Below are 19,966 nucleotides of genomic sequence, written 5' to 3'. Positions count from 1 at the left end.
TCTCACTCACTTTTTAAATTTATTCCATATACTTTTGCTTCTAGCTCCCGGCCTGTTGGTGTAGCTGCTAAACCACCTTGAGCTGTTTCTCTAAGAGCAACAGGCATCGTTTGACCAATCTTATACATAGCATCAATGACTTCATCACATGGTATGCGACTTGTCACACCAGCAAGAGCCATATCTGCTGCAACTACTGCATTAGAAGCTCCCATCGCATTTCGTTTCACACACGGAACTTCCACAAGCCCTGCAACAGGATCACACACCAACCCTAGCATATTCTTAAGAGTAATCGCCATTGCTTCAGCTGATTGAGCAGGTGTACCTCCTGCCATTTCAACGATTGCACCAGCTGCCATTCCTGCAGCAGATCCAACTTCTGCCTGACAACCTCCGGCAGCACCTGAGATTGATGCATTGTTTGCAACGACAAATCCAAATGCGCCTGAAGTAAATAAATATCTCACCATTTGCTCACGTGTTGGGTTTAATTGGTTCTTCACAGCGAATAGTGTACCAGGTACACACCCTGCACTCCCTGCTGTAGGTGTTGCACATATGGTTCCCATCGCCGCATTCACTTCATTGGTAGCTACCGCTTTACTTACTGCATCCATTAACAAGTTACCCGAAAGTGGCGTGTGGTTTTTCATATAGTTCTGAATGAGTACAGCATCTCCACCTGTTAAACCTGAATGAGACTTAACCCCTTGCAGTCCTTCTTCTACCGCATTTTCCATAACCTTTAGGTTTTCTTCCATTTGTCCAAAGACCTCTTCACGAGATCGCTCACGAACCGCCATCTCCTGACGAATCATTAACTCTGAAATGGATACTCCTTCACTTTCACAACGCTCTATTAACTCCGCAACATTACGAAATAAGATTTTCATATATGATTCCTCCCCTAGTCTGTTAATCTACAACTTTCGCTACTTGTAAAATATGATCGCAACTTTCAAGTTCTCTTAAAAGATCATCACTAACATTTTGGTCTACTTCAATGACCATAAGAGCTTCTTTCCCCATTTCTTTTCTCGAAACTTCCATATGCCCAATGTTTATCTCATGCTTCGCAAGCGTTTGAGTAACAGAGGCAATCGAACCAAATCTGTCGTTATGCATAACCAAAATAGCGGGATGATTCCCTGATAGACGCAATTCAAATCCATTTAGTTCAGTAATTTCTGCTTTTCCTCCACCAATTGATATACCGACTAATTCTAGATCTCCATCATCATCTCCAATTCTTACCCGGGCCGTGTTGGGATGATCTGTATGAGCATCTTCCTCTTCAAAGTGAACTTTAATTCCTTTTTCTTTCGCCAATTCAAGTGAAGTGCTAATTCTAGTGTCCCACGTCTCAAAGTCAAGCACACCACCTACAATAGCAACATCTGTACCATGACCTTTATACGTCTTCGCAAATGATCCATACAAATGGACGGTTACCCACTTAGGCTCTCGACCAAATAACGTACGAGCTACTCTCCCTATACGAGCAGCTCCAGCTGTGTGTGAACTAGACGGCCCAATCATAACCGGACCAATAATATCAAAAACAGATTTAAACTTCACTGTTACCACCATCCTATAATTAAAATGATCATCTATTTCCTTTATACACGTAAATGTAAGCGCATTCAACAACTGAGAGTGTTTTTGATTAACTCTTTTATTATAACAAAAATAACAAAATACGAGTATGAAGAGTAGTTGATAAAATTCAAAGACTTCCCTATAATAAAACTTTGTGGATTATGTTCGGCATAATCGGGTGGGAGAGGGCAATATTATACTGAGGGTTTTATATGAAACACCATAACCCTGATTTACAAGGAGCAAAGACATCCCTGAAAACAGAGATGATGGCAGGCTTGATCGGTTACTTAACGACTGTATACATTGTTGCCGTTAATGGCTCGATTTTAAGTGAAGCCGGTATCAGTTACCAAGCTGGTATGATCGCTACTATTTTAGCTAGCTTTGTGGGCTGCTTGTTGATCGGTTTTTGGGCAAACGCTCCTATGGTATTAATACCAGGAATGGGCGTTAACGCCTTGTTCTCATATTCAATCGTACAAGGTGGTGGACTTTCTTTCCAAGAAGGATTAGGCGTTGTTCTTGTATCTTCAGTCCTTTTTATCATCATTGCCCTAACCAAATTAGGCTCATGGCTCCAAGAAGCTATACCTGACTCGTTAAAGCACGCCATTACGGTTGGACTAGGTCTATTTCTTACGTTTATCGGGCTTGAGAAAGGCGGCTTAATTACGCGCGGGGAACATTCTTTGATTGAACTAGGACAATTCACTTCCCCAACCGTGCTTGTTAGCTTACTAACTTTAGCGGTAGGTATATTCCTATTCATCAAAAATGTTCCTGGTCATTTTCTGTTAACCATGGGAACCGGAACGGCCTTAGCCTATCTGTTCGGGATTCTAGAGGGAGGCACAACAAACATTGCGCTAGATGCACAATGGATGTTCATCCCATCTTTCAGCGCAATAGACGAACTTGCCTTTTGGCTAGGTGTATTTCCGTTAACGATTGTACTCGTCTTTGAGAACATGGGTCTCATAAACGGACAGCTATCGATGGTGGGAGATATGAGTAAATTTAAGCGCTCCTTCCAGTCCACAGCTTTTTCAAGCCTTACATGCGCTTTTTTCGGCACATCACCAACTGTGTCCTCAGCAGAAAGTGCAGCAACGATTGCTTCAAATGGTCGCACAGGTAAAGCAGCCATCACTACAGGCGTATTGTTTTTGCTCACCCTTGGACTAATCCCGTTTATATCATGGATTCCTTCCATGGCGATTAGCCCTATATTGATTATAGTAGGAGCCCTTATGGTACAAAACATTCGCCATATTGCTTTTGACGATTTATCAGAAGCGATGCCCGCTTTCTTAATCATTGTAATGATTCCTTTTACAAACAGCATTGCTGACGGAATGGCCTTTGGATTTATCGCTTACCCCATTGTTAAAATGGCTAGCGGACAAAGAAGCAAAGTCACCCTTCCTGTCATGGTGATCGCGGGTATGTTCCTAACTGAATTCATCATTAAAGCATTAGGGTTGTAACCATACCTTTTTAGATGCATATTAGAGCATTGGACTGCTATCCAGTTCAATGCTCTTTTGTATGTAGGAACTTTAAAGCCCTCTTTTTTCCCCTAACAATAATAAACCGAAGCTGAGAGAATGTTTCCTTTGCTTTACTTGAGTGTAAGGCAGGCCTGGAAACTCCTGTGAGAGAAAGAGATCCACGAGATCCTGCAGGGGGATTTCCCCAAGGAAGCTTTTAGAAGAAAGATGAAGTTCGACTAAAAACGTCACGCCCTGTGACAACATCGAACCCCCACCTCGTGTGGGGCCGCGGAAAGCGAGTCGTTCCCCAAGACACCTCTTCTACGCAATTAAAATAATGACCCCATACAAAAAAGTATCTCGACTTCGACCCCTCAAGTTTATCCCCATTTTTAACCAACTTTTTAAAAGCAACAAAATAAATCTTTTACCAGATTCAATAAGAAAAGCAGTTTAATCAAGGGGGACAAGCTTTTTTGTCCTCCAAAATTAAACTGCTTTCTTTTCATACCTTTTACTATTCCACAGAGAAAATAAAGGAATAGATTGGCTGATTTCCTTTATGAATTTCTACTTCAAGATCTTCAAAGTTTTCTTCTAAGAAGCTCTCAAGAGCCTCAACTTCTTCAGCAGTAGCGTCTTCGCCTTGCAGAATGGTTAAGATCTCGTCTTCCTCTTCATCGATCATGTCTTGAAGAAGCTGTTTCGCTGCTTCAAGTTTATCTTGATGAGTGGAAGAAATGCTACTTTCTAGAATACCCATAAAGTTACCTTTTTCAATCGTCATTCCATCAATTTGAGTGTCACGTACAGCATATGTTAGCTGACCAGTCTTTACAGCTGAAGCAGCTTCTTTCATCCCTTCCTGATTCTCTTCAATCGATTGTTCAGGGTGGAATGATAGTAGTGCACTCATACCTTGAGGAACTGTTTTAGTAGGAACGACAACAACATGATCCTCTGCTAATTCTGCAGCTTGTTCAGCAGCCATGACGATGTTTTTATTATTTGGCAATACGATAATTTGTTTCGCATTTGCTTCCTGAATAGCGTTAGTAATGTCTTGAGTACTTGGGTTCATCGTTTGGCCGCCCTCGATTACAACTGTAGCTCCAAGGCTTTCAAACATCTCTTTAATACCACTTCCCATTGCAACAGTTACAATAGCAAATTCAGCTTTTTCTTTCTTAGCAGGCTTTTCTTTCTTCTGTTCGCCTACAATGGATGTATGCTGTTCACGCATATTTTCAATCTTCATATTCACCAGACTACCATAGCGCTGACCTAGTGTTAGCGCTTTACCAGGCGTCTCAGCATGAACATGCACCTTAATGAGCTCATCGTCTGATACAACAAGTAAAGAATCCCCAAGCTCGCTTAGGTCCTCTCTGAAAGCATCCTCATCGTATGGGTTTTGAGCTAGTTTATCTTCTTCGAATTTCACCATAAATTCGGTACAGTAACCAAATTCTATTTCATCCGTGCTCATGAAGTCTTGAGCAAGTTTATGGTGTTCAGCATTAACCATATCATCCATGCTAGGCCCAGCTTCGTTCGTGGCTGGTAACTCTTCGCCTTTCAAGTTAGCCAAGAACCCTTCATAAATCGTAACAAGACCTTGTCCTCCACTATCAACTACCCCAACCTCTTTAAGAACAGGCAATAGTTCTGGAGTACGTTTCAATGATGATTTTGCATTCTTAATCATTTCTTCCATAAAGACAATAATATCTTCTTCTTGGTCCGCAATCTTGTAAGCGGCTTCAGCGGAATCTTTAGCAACAGTAAGGATTGTCCCTTCAACAGGTTTCATTACGGCTTTGTAGGCAGTTTTAACACCCTGGTTCATTGCTTCAGCAAAATCAACTGTTGTAATTGTTTCCTTATCTTCAATAGCTTTAGAAAAACCTCTAAAGAGCTGTGATAAGATTACACCCGAGTTACCGCGTGCACCCATCAACAAACCTTTGGCTAAGCTTTTAGCTACCTCTCCAACATGGTCCGCTTGTACATTTCTTACTTCATTCGCTCCTGATGTCATTGATAAATTCATATTCGTACCTGTATCACCATCTGGAACAGGGAATACATTAAGAGCGTCGATCATATTCGCATTGTTTGTTAAATGGTTTGCTCCTGCAAGTACCATTTGTGCAAACGTTGCTCCATCTAACGTCCTTATCGTCACTCCGACTTCCTCCTTCGTCATCCACTAACTTGTCTGATTAATCATTTGCCACACGCACACCCTGAACATAAATATTCACAGAGTCTACGGACAAGCCAACTGTTTTATTTAATGTATACTTCACTTGTGATTGTACATTAGATGCAACCTCTGAAATCTTCGTCCCATAGCTTACGATAATATACATATCAATATGTGTTTCTTCTTCTTCTTGACGTACTATGACGCCACGCGCGAAATTCTCTTTGCGCAATATTTCTGTAAGACCATCTTTGATTTGATTTTTTGAGGCCATTCCTACAATTCCGTAGCATTCTACAGCTGCACCGCCAGCTACAGTTGCAATAACTTCATTCGTAATGGTTACGTGACCAAAGTTCGTATTTAAATCAATGGACATATTGGATCCTCCTTCGTTCTCTTCCATACTTATCGTCATTTTACTATAACGAGCTTGAATTTAAAAGTGTGGTTGACAGAAGAAACCCGACACATTCTCTACAATCGAACACTTTAATTGACTAATTCGCATAAAAGCTTATGAAAACCCTATTTAACAATGGACGAAAACATTTTATCTGTCAAGTGACTTTTCTTGATATATTTCGTCAAACCTGTTGAAATCTTCATGGCTGTGTGATAAATTAAATAAGTATTTGAAGATATACATGAAAGCTTTAGTGCAAGTAGGAGGGAAAATTATGAGTCGTAAATGTGCTGTTACAGGCCGTAAAACAACTACTGGAAACAACCGTTCACACGCTATGAACGCTAGTAAACGTCAATTTAAATCTAACGTACAAAAAGTACGTGTTATGATCGACGGTAAGCCTCAAAAGGTTTACGTTTCAACACGTGCTCTTAAATCCGGTAAAATTCAACGCGTTTAATCGCTAAGCATTTTACCATACAAAAAAAGCACCCTTCAGGGTGCTTTTTTTGTATCCAAAGATAAGAAATTACTACAAATGAGAACATGCGTTAGACGTCGTACGCCTTTAGTCTTTTTTGAAGGTACCTATGATGACGCGCACGAAACCACCAATGAAGCGTGGGAGTTTAATGGTATAAAATTTCAACTGGTCCCCCTCCTCTAACATACAATGACCTTTAACAGCCTTAGGATTTCCTAGTTTCACTTAGTACATCTCGGCTCTTTATTAGTAATAGTATGCCATGCTCAAATGAAAAAGTACCTTTTTCTGAAATAAGCTTATTCGACACACACAATGTTGACCCCCATGGGACGAAGGCATTTTCTAAAGGATAATAAAACCCCTCAAGTGTTAGACCCTGAACCTCAGGGGTGAATGGAATAAATGAAATGTTCGGATAGCCAGGGTCAAACTGCACTTCGTGACTCCCGGGGGATTTACATTCAACCCAATTCCCCTTATCAATAATCACCCCTTTAATCCCTTGAGCTTCTAGTGGAGCTAGAATTTGCAAGTTGGTTAAAGCATGATCCAACCTTCCTCCTGTGACACCAAAGAAGTAAATAACTTCTGGATTCAACATCAAAGCCTTTCGTACTGCAATTTCTAAATCAGTCTCATCCTTTTCGGCCGGGTGCTTTGTGAACTCCTTTGCCGAACGCTTAATCTTTTCTAATTCTTCTTCAGTAACAGAATCAAAATCTCCTACAGCAAAGTCTGGAGAGATCCCATCTTCTACAAGGGTGATAGCCCCATGATCAGCACCAATCCATGTAATCTCTTCTTCTTTGTATTGTATTAATGAGGGAATGTGCTCACTAGGCCCTCCCCCAACTATTGCGATCCCTTTCATCATTTCACCCTTTCTACATTCTATGAAAAAAGGCTGATCCCATTCCTAAAGGGTCAGCCTTTTTGTTATCTAGGAAAATATAAGACGGGTAGTTAGTGTATAACTCACACAAAAATGAGCAGCCTACTTATTTTTGCTAGTCGATCTATTAGGTGCGACTCTAATCAAGTGCTCATTCATTTTACACGTGAGTGGCTAATAGCGCTTGAATCGCTTCCCCTCGGTTCTCTTTATTAAAGACAGCACTTCCCGCAACAAGAACGTCAGCTCCCGCTTCTACACATGTTTGAGCTGTGCCTTCTTTAACTCCACCATCAACTTCAATTTCAAAGTTATACCCAAATTCTTCTCTCAAGTTTGCCACCTCTTTAATTTTAGGCACAACATTTTCAATAAATTGTTGTCCACCAAACCCAGGGTTAACAGTCATGAGGAGAACTAAATCCACATCAGGCAATACAGACTTGATCATCTCTACAGGTGTAGCAGGGTTTATGACTACACCCGCTTTTACACCAGTTGATTTAATCAACTGAATTGTTCTATGAAGGTGAGGGCACGCTTCTTGGTGAACAGAAATAATATCTGCACCAGCAGAAGCAAACTGTGGAATGTACTGATCTGGATTTTCAATCATTAAGTGAACATCAAGTGGCAAGTTAGTGTGTGGTTTAATTGCATCTACAATAAGTGGTCCAATCGTGATATTTGGAACAAAATGACCATCCATCACATCCACGTGTACATATTCAGCACCGCCTTGTTCAATATCTTTTATTTCTTCTCCTAACTTAGCAAAGTCAGCAGATAATATAGATGGAGCAATTTTTGTCATAGATCAGTACCTCGGCTTTCTGTTTTGTATTTCTTCTAAGAACTGCAAGTAATGTTCATATCTGTAAGAAGGAATTTCCCCTTCTTCTACCGCAGCTTTCACAGCACATTTTGGTTCTTTGTTGTGTAAGCATCCTCTAAATTTACAGTACTCTCCGTGCTCCCGCATCTCAGGAAAACAATCCGGAAGTTCATCATATTCCAGGTCTTGAAATTCAAGAGAACTAAAACCAGGCGTATCGGCAATAAGACCCCCGTACATTTCAATCAGTTCCACATGACGTGTTGTATGCTTCCCTCGACCAAGACTTTTCGAAATGTCATTCGTTTCAAGATCCAAATGAGGCTTAAGGGCGTTTAACATTGAAGACTTCCCTACACCAGATTGTCCAGCAATAACGGTGGTTTTCCCTTCAAGGTAAGGCGTAATTCCCAATAGACCATCCTCTTCTTTTGAAGAGCCCACAATCACTGTGTACCCCAGTTTCTCATAGTTTTCCTTGTAAGACTCCAACTTCTCAAGCTCCTCATCATCGACAAGGTCTGTCTTCGTTAATACAATCATTGGTGTAATATTTTTTGATTCAATCAAGACTAGGAAACGATCCATCAAAATTGTACGAAACTCAGGCTCTACAACTGATGCTACAATCATTGCTTGGTCAATATTCGCTATAGGCGGTCGTACTAACTCGTTTTGTCTTTCGTCAATATCAAGGATATATCCTTCTTCATTCTCATCCATCTCAAAGGAAACGTTGTCTCCTACTAGCGGAGTGATTTTTCGCTTTCGGAAATTTCCTCGTCCCTTACATGGATAAACAGAATTTCCATCCTGCACATAATAAAAGCCACTGAGTGCTTTCACAATTTTACCCTTTAACATCTATTCAGCTTCACCTTCTTCATAATTTACCTCTTCTTCTTTCACAGTCTCACCATCTACGTCTATCCTATAGTAAGCAGTTGAGCCTTGTTTCACTCGAAGTGGTATAGTGAATTCTTTTGTTTTATTAATGGTTTCGTCAATATAAGGTGTATCCACATCTTCATTTTCATCATCAATATAAATTTTAACCGTTTTTTCAATAGGTTCTTGCTGGTCTGCGTTCTCTTCTCCATTGTTGTTTTGAGCTTGTTCATCTTCTTGAGATGTATCTTGTTCGACTTGAACGGTGTATTTTCTATTAATCGTAGTATAAGAAGGTGGTTCCTGACCTTTAGATACCCATACCCTCACGGTCGATCCTATATCTACTTCATCATTGGCAGTTGGCTGCTGACGAATAATTTGACCGTTAGGAACAGAAGAACTAAACTCTTGCCCAGCTTCTTCGAGCGTAAAGTTATTTCCTAACGTAGACTCTGCTTCAGCAATGGTGGCCCCTGTTATATCTGGTACATCCACTTGTTCAGGACCACTACTAACCACCAACACAACAGACGTTTCTTCCGGAAGAACCATCTCCCCAGCACCTGGAATAATGTTGGAGATGATGATCCCTTCTTGAACGTCAGATGAATTCTCAAGATTGGAATACACAGTCTTATACCCTTTCTCTTCCAATTCTTTCTTGACTTTCTCGAAAGAAGCTCCGGCATAATCCTTAAATTCTTCTTTTTTCTTACCAAGACTTGAGAAAACAGTAATCTCTGAACCTTCTTTTACAGTGGACCCTACTTCAGGATTAGTCCTAATGACTTTTCCTTCTTCTACTTCAGTGGAATTAATGGCCTCACGATTCACTTTCAAATTGAGTTCCATTAACTGACTAAGCGCGTCCTCGTACTCTAGGCCTCTCACATCAATCACTTCTACGTCATCAGGAATCATAAGGGCCGGAATAAGAAATAGCGCCAAAGCACCTGCTCCGATTAACGTAAATAAAATCCCAAAGACCCATCCTTTCCACTTCCGCTTCTTCTTAGGAGTCGTTGGTGGCTCAGGATCCCTGTTAACCTCTGTATGATCTGTCTGATGTATAATCGTATCATCTGTGCGCTCAGAGTTATAAGCATCATTCGTTATAATCGGTATTGCTTTCGTTACTTCCTCATCATCATCCAATGGAACGGTAAATTTCGCTTCATCTTGCCTTTCCGGCAGAAGAGCAGTATCTAAGTCTTCATCAATTTCTGATATATCATCATAACGATGAAATGGGTCTTTAGCTGTTGCTTTCAACACAATGTTTTCTACACTTTGAGGTACTTGTGGGTTCCATCTTTTCATAGAAGGGGTCTCACTTTGAAGATGCTTCAAAGCAATAGACACAGGTGACTGTCCCGAAAAAGGAAGTCGCCCTGTCAACATCTCAAATAAAACGATTCCAATCGAGTAAATATCTGATTTCTTAGTTGCCATACCTCCTCTAGCTTGTTCAGGAGATAAGTAGTGCACAGAACCTAGGACTGAATTGGTTTGGGTTAAGGACGTAGCGCTTAAAGCCATAGCAATCCCGAAATCAGTTACTTTCACTTGTTTATATTCATCAATCAATATGTTTTGAGGTTTTATATCCCTGTGTACGATATGGTTATCGTGGGCATGTGTGATGGCTGCTGTAATTTGCTTAGTGATATCGAGTGATTCTTGAACATCTAGAGGTCCATATGACTGTATGTATTGTTTCAAGGTCATTCCATCAACATATTCCATGACCATGTAGTAAATGTGCTCTTCTTCGCCGACATCGTATATATTTACAATATTCGGGTGAGACAAACTTGTAGCCGAATGCGCTTCTCTTCGAAACCTTGCAATAAACTCATCATCATTCGCGTATTCCAAGCGAAGTACTTTAATTGCTACATCTCGGTTTAAAATCGTATCACGGCCAAGATATACATTGGCCATTCCTCCGCCACCAATGGTCTCCTGGATTTCATAGCGGTCATTTAATAGGTGACCCTTAAGCATTAAGAAACACCCTCTTCCGTTGGTGCATCATGATGAACGAGCACTAACGAAATATTATCTTCTCCCCCACGCTCATTCGCAATGGTGACAAGCTTTTCAGCAGCTTTCTCGAGCGGGAGTGGCTCTTGAACGAATTCAACCAGTTCATTATCCATCATTTTATTCGATAAACCATCTGAACAAAGTAATAACTTATCATCTTCTTCCCAAATAACCGTATTAATATCCACACTCGTTTCATACTCTGTTCCAAGTGCCTTTAATAATACATTCTTCCTTGGGTGATGTTCAGCATCTTCACGGGTAATTTGACCAGCTCTTACAAGTTCATTCACCAACGAATGATCTTCAGTTACTTGCTTAAAACCGAATTCATTTGACAAATAACAGCGACTATCGCCAATATGAGCTACAGACACAAATTCCTCTGTACAAATGGCCGCTACAATCGTTGTTCCCATCCCCTGGCATTCTTTATGGTTTAATGCATACTGATATAATTCTTGATTAACACTTTTAATCGTATGCCTAAGCCACTCCTCTGCCTCTTCTGCTGTTTGAATCGGTTGAGCGTCAAGCCACTTATTATGTAAAGAGGTCGTCGCTATATTACTTGCTACGTCTCCTGCTCGATGTCCACCCATCCCATCTGCTACAACTGCTAACACTTGACTGTTTTGGTTAAAGAAAATTCCCCCAGAGTCCTCATTATGGCTACGAACCTGTCCTTTGTCCGTCAAAAAATAACCATTCAAGGGTTTCACCTCGTCTCTTATTTAAGCTGTTTATGATAATAGATCAATGTAAATTGACCATTCATACTCTTTAAACACGCGATTATTACTGATTACTAAAACAGGGCACCTGCCCTATTATAAAAGAACAGACCCCAATGTTCTTTTAGTACAATGGGGTTATGTTGTTCTTACTCTAAATTCACGTAAAGTGTCTTAAATAAACGATGATCGTTCACATCATTCTCTTAAAAAATGTTCTATCTAAAATAGTCAAATAACTAAACAACCATAAAGGGACTTATCTTTTACGCTTTAATCTTGTTAAGAAGAAACCATCTGTATCAAAGTCTTGTGGGAATAGTTGAAGACCCCACTCACTTAGACCTGGTAGATTGTTACAATCTTCAGGTAGCTCGTTAAAGAAATCCTTGTCCACTTCAAATTCCTGATGGCTACTTAAGAAATCTTGTATAACTTCTTCGTTTTCTTGACGGTCTACTGTACATGTACTATATACTAGTGTACCATTTTTTTTCATTAATGAACTGACTGATTCAAGCAACTCTTTCTGTATAGTTGAGAGAGAGGCAATATCATCTTCTGTTTTGGAGTACTTAATGTCTGGTTTACCCCTAACTACACCAAGGCCAGAACAAGGAGCGTCTAATAATACGCGGTCAAATGTTTCAGCACCTATTAACTCAGGCAGGTGCCTTGCATCAGCTTGTGCAGTTGAGATATTCGTTAAACCTAGCTGGTCCGCCTTCTCTTCTACAAGCTTTACCTTCTTCTTGTGAAGATCAAAAGAAGCAACTCGCCCAGTGTTATTCATCTTCTCAGCAATATGAGTGGACTTTCCACCTGGTGCGCTACAAGAATCCAGAACATGCATTCCTTCCTGAAGCCCCATCATCTCCGCCACGAGCATTGAACTTTCGTCCTGAACGGTTATCCCGCCTTCTTTAAAGATGCTATGACGAAGGATGTTACCTGAAAAGATGATAATTCCTTGTGGTGACAAAGCAGAGGCTTCTACATCAAAACCATCCTCTTTTAATGTCTCCATCACCTGAGTGCGCGTATAGCGAGTCGTATTAACTCGAACAGACATCGTTGGTCGCTCAAGGTTCTTACGACACATTCTCGCCGTTTCTTCAAGCCCATACATATTACTCCAGCGTTCTACCATCCATTTTGGATGACTTGTCTCTATTGCTACACGCTCAATAGGGTCCTCGATCTCATCAAGGGAAGGTACTCCATTACGTTGAAGGTTACGAAGCACACCATTTACCATAGATACAATACCTTTATGTCCTCGTTTTTTTGCAATTTCTACTGCTTCATGAATAATAGCGTGATCAGGTACACGTTCTAAGTAAACCATCTGGTAACAAGACATATATAGTAGCCAAAGTACCCAAGGCTTTAACTTCTTTTTATTCTTAACAAAGGGTGTGATGTAGTAATCTAAAGTATCTTTACGTTGTATAGTTCCGTAAACAATCTCTGTAAGTAGTGAGGTGTCACGGTCTGACAATCCTCTCTTTTCAATGGTTTGATTAATTAAGAGGTGGCTATACCCTCCGTTTTCACCAACGCGAGTAACAATATCTAGTGCTGCGTTTCTTAAGGCCATCTCACTCATTTGCTTCACCTAAAACGTAGCCAACCTCAAGAGACTGACCAGCTCCACGTAAGAAATCGCCAGCAGCCATCCGCTTTTTCCCTGATGGTTGTATATCTGTTAACTTAATACCCTTACCATCTCCGCAAGTAACAACAAATCCATCTTCTTCTAAACGTACAACTTCTCCAGGACTTCCTTTAAAGGATTCTTGTACTTTTACTCCCCACCATACTTTCAATGGCTTATTGTTCCATGATGTAAAAGCAACAGGCCAAGGGTGTAAACCGCGAATATGGTTATAAACCGTTTGTGCGTCATTATTCCAGTTAATTCGCTCTTGCTCTCGCTTAATATTAGAAGCAAAGGTTACTTTGCTTTCATCTTGCTTAACAGGGGTAATATTACCATTAAGTAAATCGGGTAATGTGTCATGTAAAAGGGCCGCACCGACTTCTGAAAGTTTATCATGAAGGGTGCCAACATGATCGTCTTCTTCAATCGAAACACGACGTTGACTCAAAATATCCCCTGCGTCTAATGCTTCTACCATATACATAATTGTAATCCCGGTTTCTTTTTTCCCTTGAAGGATTGAATAATGAATGGGTGCTCCTCCTCTAAGTTCTGGAAGGATCGAGGCATGTACGTTTATACATCCGTACTCGGGCACCTCTAATAATTCTTTTGGGAGGATTTGACCGAATGCAGCTGTGACAATTAGGTCGGGATGGTATTCTAGTACATCTCCATACTCATGCTTAATCTTCTCTGGTTGCAATACCGGAATGTCGTGACGTTTCGCCTCCACTTTAACCGGAGGTGGTGTCATTTCTCTCTTTCGGCCTTTAGGACGATCTGGTTGTGTGACAACTGCCACCACATTATATTGGTCTTCAATTAATTGTTGTAATACAGGCACGGCAAAATCAGGCGTCCCCATAAATACGATACGCTTCATTTCAGCATATCTCCTTTCTTACATTAGCTGGTACGGTTGAAAATCGATTGTGAGCTGCAAATCCTTTTGTTGAATAGCGTCCTCATATATTTGAAATAGTCGATTCATGACCTTGTGTAATGTTGGTTCATTTCTGTATTTTATCATGCATTGATACCGATATCTATCTTTGATCCGAGTTAGCGGTGATGGTGTAGGTCCTAAAATAATGGCTTGGTCCGAAAGATGATCACGTAAAAATTGCACAATTTTCTGCGTAACATCCATTGTGTACAAATGATTTGGATGGGAAACAGTGAGCAATGTTAAAAAGTAGTACGGAGGATATCGAAACGTTTTTCGCATCTTCATTTCTTTCTTATAAAACGACTCAAAATCGTACTGACTCGCCATTTCAATGCTGTAATGTTCAGGAGTATAACTCTGTACAATTACTTCACCAGGTAATGTATGCCTACCAGCGCGTCCACTAACTTGAGTTAATAGTTGAAACGTCTTCTCAGATGACCGAAAGTCAGGCAGGTGCAATAATGAATCTGCTGCTAACACACCAACAAGTGTAACATTTCCAAAATCGAGTCCTTTCGCAATCATCTGTGTACCTAGTAATATATCTGCTTCCTTGTCTGCAAATTTCGTTAAAAGCCTCTCGTGAGCACCTTTACGACGTGTTGTATCTACATCCATTCTTATGATTCTTGCATCTGGTATAAGTTGGTTAAGAGACTCTTCCACTTTCTGAGTTCCTGTACCAAAGTAACGAATCGTGTCGCTCTCACAGCTTGGGCAGATTGTAGGCATTGGCTCTTCATGAGAGCAATAATGACACTTTAATCGTTCTGCCTTTCGATGATAAGTCAATGCAATATCACAGTGAGGACATTCTTTAACTTCACCACAGTCGCGGCACATAACGAAAGTTGAGTACCCACGTCTATTCAGGAACAATACAACTTGTTCACCCTTTTGAATACGATCTTCGATTTTCTCTCGAAGTTGTATGGAAAACATGGATCTATTCCCTGCATGTAATTCCTTTCTCATATCAACAAGTTCTACTTCAGGCATACTCGCATTGTTCATTCGCTTTTTTAACGTAAGAAGTTTATAGACGTCTTTCTGTGCTCTTGCAAAAGACTCAAGTGTTGGAGTGGCACTACCAAGTACAACAGGACAGTGATGATATTTCCCACGTTCAATCGCTACATCTCGTGCATGGTACCTTGGGTAGTCTTCTTGTTTATAACTGGATTCATGCTCTTCATCAATGATGATAATACCAATATTCTCAAAAGGAGCAAAGATTGCGGAACGAGCACCAACTACAACCTGCACTTCCTTTCGTTGAATCTTTCTCCATTCGTCAAACTTTTCTCCTGCAGACAAGGCACTATGTAATACAGCGACCCTTGAGCCAAATCGCCCTTTAAATCGCTCCACCATTTGTGGGGTAAGCGCAATTTCAGGCACTAGCACAATAGCTTCTCTTCCATCATCAAGTACTTGCTGGATAGATTGAAGATACACTTCCGTTTTACCACTTCCAGTTACACCATGAAGAAGAAAAGGAACATGACGCTTGTCCTCAATAGAAGCAAGAACAGGTTCAATCGCCTCTTGCTGTTCTTCTGTTAACGGGAAAGGTGTTGTACGCTCGTATTCTCGTTGTTGATAAGGGTCCCGGTAAACTTCTTTATATACAGTTTTAAGAATTTCTTTATCGAGTAATGGTTTCAGGGATGCTCTTGTCGTTTTTAGTTCTTCTAATAATTTTTTCTGTAAAATTTCATCTGGATATTCAATAAAGAATGCAAGAATCAACCGTTGTTTCTTCGCCTGTTTGGGCGTGTCATGATAGATCTCTTCTAAGCGGTGTGAAGGTATACCCGGAACGATATAGGTTTCTTTTTTCTTCGTTTCCTTGCCTTTTACTTTATAATGAACTTCTACTAATCCTTCATGGATGCGCTTTTGGATTTGGGAGTAGGACAAGGAAGAAGCTTCAATCTCCTCATATGGTACAACACCTCTTCCACCGAACAACCTCTCTAGATCCTCTGTTAAATCTTCGTGTTCAGCTAACAGCCACAGCTCTTTCTCATACTTCGCTTTGAGTAGTTGTGGTAGCATAGCCTGATAGGCAGAAACGTAAAAACAAAGTGTTGTCTCTGAAATCCATCTTCCTAGTTGAATAAGCTCATGAGTTAAGACCGGGGTCAGATCCATAACGTCTTGTATCTTTTTCAATCGTGTAAAGCTTGTCTGGTCTGTAACTTCTAATACAAACCCCATGATTTTACGAGGTCCAAATGGAATAATGACCCTCATACCCGGAGCTACAACGCCTATTAAAGAATCTGGAATTTTATAATCAAATGGTCTGTTTGTTTGGCTTGTAGGTACATCCACAATAACTCGAGCTATATTCACGTCTGACCATCCTTCAGCTCATTAGCTACCTGTATGAGAATCTGATAAGCCACATCTTCTTTAGACTGAAGTGGAAGATCCCATTCCAAACCATCTTTATTCAGGTATGTGACAACATTTGTATCGGTTCCAAAACCAGCACCTGCCTCAGAAACATTATTTACTACGATAGCATCAGCATTTTTCTTAATAAGTTTTTGCTTTGCATAAGTAATCGGTTCAGTCGTCTCAGCTGCAAATCCGACAACAAACTGATTCGTTTTAGCTTTGCCTATTTCACCTAGTATATCTGTTGTTCGCTCCATCTCAATCGATAGAAGACCCTCTTTCTTTTTCATCTTTTGGTCTAGAGGGGCTCTAGGACGATAATCTGCTACGGCAGCTGTTTTTATGATAATATCCGACTGCGGAAGCTCCTTCATAACAGTTTCATACATGTCATGAGCAGATTCCGTTTGGATGACCTTCACGCCAATAGGCTCATCAATCGAAACTGGACCTGAAATAAGTGTAACCTCAGCCCCTAGCTCTTTGGCTTTCCTGGCAAAAGCATACCCCATTTTCCCTGTTGAGAAATTTGTAAAAAAGCGAACTGGATCTACCCTTTCTCTTGTTGGTCCCGCCGTAACGATTAAACGCTTCCCTTCTAATGGAAGGAAAGGGCTCACTTGTTCCTCTAACACGGTAACGATCGTCTCAGGTTCTTCTAATCGACCCTTCCCTACATAACCGCAAGCCAAATACCCTTCACCAGGCTCTATGAATTGATAACCATAGGCTTCTAGTCTCTTTAAGTTCTCTTGTACTGCAGGATGGGCGTACATATGAACATTCATTGCAGGCGCTATATAAACAGGCGCTTCACTAGCCAATAGTGTCGTTGTGAGCATATCATCTGCGATTCCATTTGCGACTTTACCTAAAAGATTTGCAGTAGCAGGAGCAAGAACAATTAAGTCCGCCCAGTCCGCTACATCAATATGTGATATTTGTTCAGGGATTTTTTCATCAAATGTATCTGTGTAAACCGGGTTTCGTGATAAAGCTTGAAACGTTAGCGGGGTAACAAACTCTTGGGCACTACTTGTCATAATGACAGTAACGTCAGCCCCAGCCTGAACAAGTTTGCTCGTTAAGGCACAAGCTTTATAAGCAGCGATCCCACCTGAAACACCTAGGACGACTTTCTTTCCTTTTAACATGATTATCCCATCCTTCCCATCTACATAAAAATAACAACCTTGGTAAGGTTGTTATTCTTCGTGTTTATAATGCAATTTGCCTTCTTTGATTTCCTCAAGCGCAATGCCGACGTATTTTTTTGAGTCAAATGAGTCAATCAAATACTTGTTCGTCTCTTGCATTTGACGAGCTCTGCGAGCAGAGATTGTTACTAGGGTATACTTAGAATTAATGGTTTCCATTAGGGAATCGATGGACGGTTCTAACATCATGATTCATCACGCTCCAATGCTTGTTTATATTGTTTTGCTACACGGTCACGTTTGCAGTGTTCACTTCTGACAATGGATTGAACCGTATCTACCGCACGGTCAATTTGATCATTTACAACAACATAATCATAATAATCCATCATTTCAATTTCCTCTTTAGCCGCTGCTAAACGATTTCGTACTAATTCTTCTGTCTCAGTCCCACGACTAATAATACGATCTTTAAGCTCTTCAAGACTTGGTGGGATCAAGAATACGAATACACCTTGCGGGAAGTTTTCTTTAACCTGTAAAGCCCCCTGGACTTCGATCTCAAGAAAAACATCGTTCCCTGATTCTAATTGTTGCTCCACATAATCTTTAGGTGTTCCATAATAATTTCCCACATATTGAGCATATTCAATCAACTTTTTATTCTCAATTAGTGTTTCAAATTCCTCTTTGCTTTTAAAGAAATAATCAACTCCATCTACTTCTCCTTCACGAGGGTCTCGTGTCGTCATAGAGATTGAGTATCTTAAGTCTGTATCTTTTTCAAAAAGAGACTTCCTTACTGTCCCCTTTCCAACTCCGGAAGGACCGGACAAAATAAATAAAATCCCTTTCTCATCTATCACAATAAAGCTCCTACCCTTCTTCTGACATATCGTCATGACTTGTGACACGTCCACCTACAGTTTCAGGTTGAACTGCCGATAAAACGACATGATCGCTGTCAGTTATAATTACCGCACGCGTCCTGCGGCCGTATGTAGCATCTACCAATTTATTATTATCCCGAGCAACGGTTATAATCCTTTTTATTGGTGCTGATTCTGGTGACACGATGGAAATGATACGATTTGCGGAAACTACGTTACCAAACCCGATATTGATTAGTCGTAAGCTCAATGTGGCTCCTCCTTCATCATCTAAAACCATTCAAGATTGTATATGAATACTATAATTATATGAAAAATTTTATGATAAACTCAATCATTATTCAACATTTTGTACTTGTTCTTTTATTTTTTCTATTTCGCTCTTTAATAATACTACCCATTCACTAATTTTTGAATCAGTTGATTTAGAGCCAATAGTATTCGTTTCCCTATTCATTTCTTGAACAATAAAATCAAGCTTACGTCCAATGGATTCGTTTAACTCTAATGTTGTAAAAAACTGTTCTGTGTGACTATACAAACGGGTAATTTCCTCTGCAATATCACCTTTTTCAGCTAATATACCAACTTCTTGGAGAAGTCGTGAATCCTCTCTAGGGAGGGCGGCTTGAGCATATTCTTCAATTTTCGTTTTTATACGCTCTCTCGTTTCATCAACAACGATTGGTCTTCGGCTTTTTAAATCATCCACAATTGAAACAACCGTTTCTACACGGTTTCTTAAATCTTGTCGTAATGCATCTCCTTCTTGCACTCGCATAGATATTACGTGCTCACTTGCTTCATCTACACAAGAAAGAATCATTGATTCCATACGATCTTCGTGTTCCTCTAACTCTTGAATAGTAAACAGATCTTCTAGCTTCGTCAAGACATTTATCGAAATTTCTTCAACCAATTCATACCGAGCCTTAGCTTCTCGAAGCTGGTTTATGTATTGATCTAGCAAATCCCAGTCCGTTTTTACATGGCGTTTAGTTAAAGCATTCCCTTCAACTGTTATAAACACTTCAACTCGTCCTCTTGTGAAAGAAGGCTGCAACTTTTTTTTCACTTTTTCTTCAAGGTAAAGGAGTGGCCTTGGCATTTTAGGCGAAATGTCTAAAAAACGGTGATTCACAGCTTTAAGTTCTACCGTTACCGTTGTGTCATCTAATGTTTTACTACTTCTCCCATATCCAGTCATGCTTCTAACCATATCCATCACACCTATTATTACAAGATTATATCCATTTTAACATAACCCAGTCAGGATAAAAGAACTTGT

The 19,966-nt window shown here is 40.3% G+C and carries 20 protein-coding genes; 2 read left to right on the top strand and 18 right to left on the bottom strand.

All coding sequences use genetic code 11. The annotated features are described in order from the left end of the window. Nucleotides 1-2 precede the first annotated feature (2 nt). Nucleotides 3-896 (bottom strand): L-serine ammonia-lyase, iron-sulfur-dependent, subunit alpha, encoded by an 894-nt coding sequence (gene sdaAA / locus N780_RS00365; protein ID WP_036778605.1) that lies wholly within the window; start codon nt 894-896, stop codon nt 3-5. 22 nt (nt 897-918) lie between these two features. After that, nucleotides 919-1,581: an L-serine ammonia-lyase, iron-sulfur-dependent subunit beta gene (sdaAB, locus tag N780_RS00360; protein WP_036778603.1), complete on the bottom strand. Its 663-nt coding sequence runs from the start codon at nt 1,579-1,581 to the stop codon at nt 919-921. Nucleotides 1,582-1,814: 233 nt separating this feature from the next. On the opposite strand from sdaAB, the gene N780_RS00355 reads away from it, so the two are divergent. Continuing rightward, nucleotides 1,815-3,092, top strand: a complete 1,278-nt coding sequence (locus N780_RS00355) for an NCS2 family permease (protein WP_036778600.1) — start codon at nt 1,815-1,817, stop codon at nt 3,090-3,092. Between the two features lie 523 nt (nt 3,093-3,615). Here N780_RS00355 and N780_RS00345 read toward each other — a convergent pair. Both N780_RS00345 and N780_RS00340 read right to left on the bottom strand, forming a co-directional pair. Beyond that, nucleotides 3,616-5,286, bottom strand: coding sequence for a DAK2 domain-containing protein (locus N780_RS00345; RefSeq protein WP_036778596.1), 1,671 nt, complete (start codon nt 5,284-5,286; stop codon nt 3,616-3,618). A gap of 37 nt (nt 5,287-5,323) precedes the next feature. Beyond that, nucleotides 5,324-5,686 (bottom strand): Asp23/Gls24 family envelope stress response protein, encoded by a 363-nt coding sequence (locus tag N780_RS00340; protein ID WP_036778594.1) that lies wholly within the window; start codon nt 5,684-5,686, stop codon nt 5,324-5,326. A gap of 301 nt (nt 5,687-5,987) precedes the next feature. Between N780_RS00340 and rpmB the strand changes: the two genes are divergently transcribed. Further along, a complete protein-coding gene (gene rpmB / locus N780_RS00335; RefSeq protein ID WP_036778593.1) occupies nt 5,988-6,176 on the top strand; it encodes a 50S ribosomal protein L28 in 189 nt (62 codons plus the stop codon). Nucleotides 6,177-6,284: 108 nt separating this feature from the next. On the opposite strand, the gene spoVM is transcribed toward rpmB, so the two are convergent. From spoVM to N780_RS00265, 14 genes are all read right to left on the bottom strand, one after another. Then, nucleotides 6,285-6,365 carry a stage V sporulation protein SpoVM gene (gene spoVM, locus N780_RS00330; RefSeq protein WP_019376515.1) on the bottom strand — a complete coding sequence of 27 codons (81 nt, stop codon included), beginning with the start codon at nt 6,363-6,365 and terminating at the stop codon, nt 6,285-6,287. A 40-nt stretch (nt 6,366-6,405) separates the two neighbouring features. Next, a complete protein-coding gene (locus N780_RS00325; protein ID WP_332307796.1) occupies nt 6,406-7,077 on the bottom strand; it encodes a thiamine diphosphokinase in 672 nt (223 codons plus the stop codon). 178 nt (nt 7,078-7,255) lie between these two features. After that, a complete protein-coding gene (gene rpe, locus N780_RS00320; RefSeq protein ID WP_036778586.1) occupies nt 7,256-7,909 on the bottom strand; it encodes a ribulose-phosphate 3-epimerase in 654 nt (217 codons plus the stop codon). Between the two features lie 3 nt (nt 7,910-7,912). Then, entirely contained in the window at nt 7,913-8,794 is an 882-nt protein-coding gene (gene rsgA / locus N780_RS00315; protein ID WP_036778584.1) for a ribosome small subunit-dependent GTPase A, read from the bottom strand. Continuing rightward, complete coding sequence (gene pknB / locus N780_RS00310) at nt 8,795-10,828, bottom strand: Stk1 family PASTA domain-containing Ser/Thr kinase (protein WP_036778581.1); 2,034 nt, start codon at nt 10,826-10,828, stop codon at nt 8,795-8,797. Then, nucleotides 10,828-11,583, bottom strand: a complete 756-nt coding sequence (locus N780_RS00305; protein ID WP_036778579.1) for a Stp1/IreP family PP2C-type Ser/Thr phosphatase — start codon at nt 11,581-11,583, stop codon at nt 10,828-10,830. The genes pknB and N780_RS00305 overlap by 1 nt, the downstream gene beginning before the upstream one ends. A 280-nt stretch (nt 11,584-11,863) precedes the next feature. Continuing rightward, on the bottom strand, nt 11,864-13,213 hold the full coding sequence (rsmB, locus tag N780_RS00300) for a 16S rRNA (cytosine(967)-C(5))-methyltransferase RsmB (RefSeq protein ID WP_036778575.1): 1,350 nt from the start codon (nt 13,211-13,213) through the stop codon (nt 11,864-11,866). After that, complete coding sequence (gene fmt / locus N780_RS00295) at nt 13,206-14,153, bottom strand: methionyl-tRNA formyltransferase (protein WP_036778572.1); 948 nt, start codon at nt 14,151-14,153, stop codon at nt 13,206-13,208. Before fmt ends, rsmB begins: the two co-directional genes overlap by 8 nt. An 18-nt stretch (nt 14,154-14,171) precedes the next feature. Next, entirely contained in the window at nt 14,172-16,583 is a 2,412-nt protein-coding gene (gene priA, locus N780_RS00290) for a primosomal protein N' (protein ID WP_036778569.1), read from the bottom strand. Continuing rightward, nucleotides 16,580-17,785: a bifunctional phosphopantothenoylcysteine decarboxylase/phosphopantothenate--cysteine ligase CoaBC gene (gene coaBC / locus N780_RS00285; RefSeq protein WP_036778567.1), complete on the bottom strand. Its 1,206-nt coding sequence runs from the start codon at nt 17,783-17,785 to the stop codon at nt 16,580-16,582. The genes priA and coaBC overlap by 4 nt, the downstream gene beginning before the upstream one ends. 51 nt (nt 17,786-17,836) lie before the next feature. Then, nucleotides 17,837-18,037 (bottom strand): DNA-directed RNA polymerase subunit omega, encoded by a 201-nt coding sequence (gene rpoZ / locus N780_RS00280; RefSeq protein ID WP_084599247.1) that lies wholly within the window; start codon nt 18,035-18,037, stop codon nt 17,837-17,839. Then, on the bottom strand, nt 18,034-18,654 hold the full coding sequence (gene gmk / locus N780_RS00275; protein WP_036778564.1) for a guanylate kinase: 621 nt from the start codon (nt 18,652-18,654) through the stop codon (nt 18,034-18,036). The genes rpoZ and gmk overlap by 4 nt, the downstream gene beginning before the upstream one ends. Before the next feature lie 10 nt (nt 18,655-18,664). Then, complete coding sequence (remA, locus tag N780_RS00270) at nt 18,665-18,928, bottom strand: extracellular matrix/biofilm regulator RemA (protein ID WP_036778562.1); 264 nt, start codon at nt 18,926-18,928, stop codon at nt 18,665-18,667. 87 nt (nt 18,929-19,015) lie between these two features. Continuing rightward, the gene (locus N780_RS00265) at nt 19,016-19,897 is read right to left on the bottom strand and encodes a YicC/YloC family endoribonuclease (RefSeq protein WP_036778560.1); all 882 of its coding nucleotides are present in this window, start codon (nt 19,895-19,897) and stop codon (nt 19,016-19,018) included. Nucleotides 19,898-19,966 lie beyond the last annotated feature (69 nt).

The organism is Pontibacillus chungwhensis BH030062 (genome assembly GCF_000770675.1).
Lineage (GTDB): Bacteria > Bacillota > Bacilli > Bacillales > BH030062 > Pontibacillus > Pontibacillus chungwhensis.
This window is presented reverse-complemented; position numbering and strand designations above follow the sequence as displayed.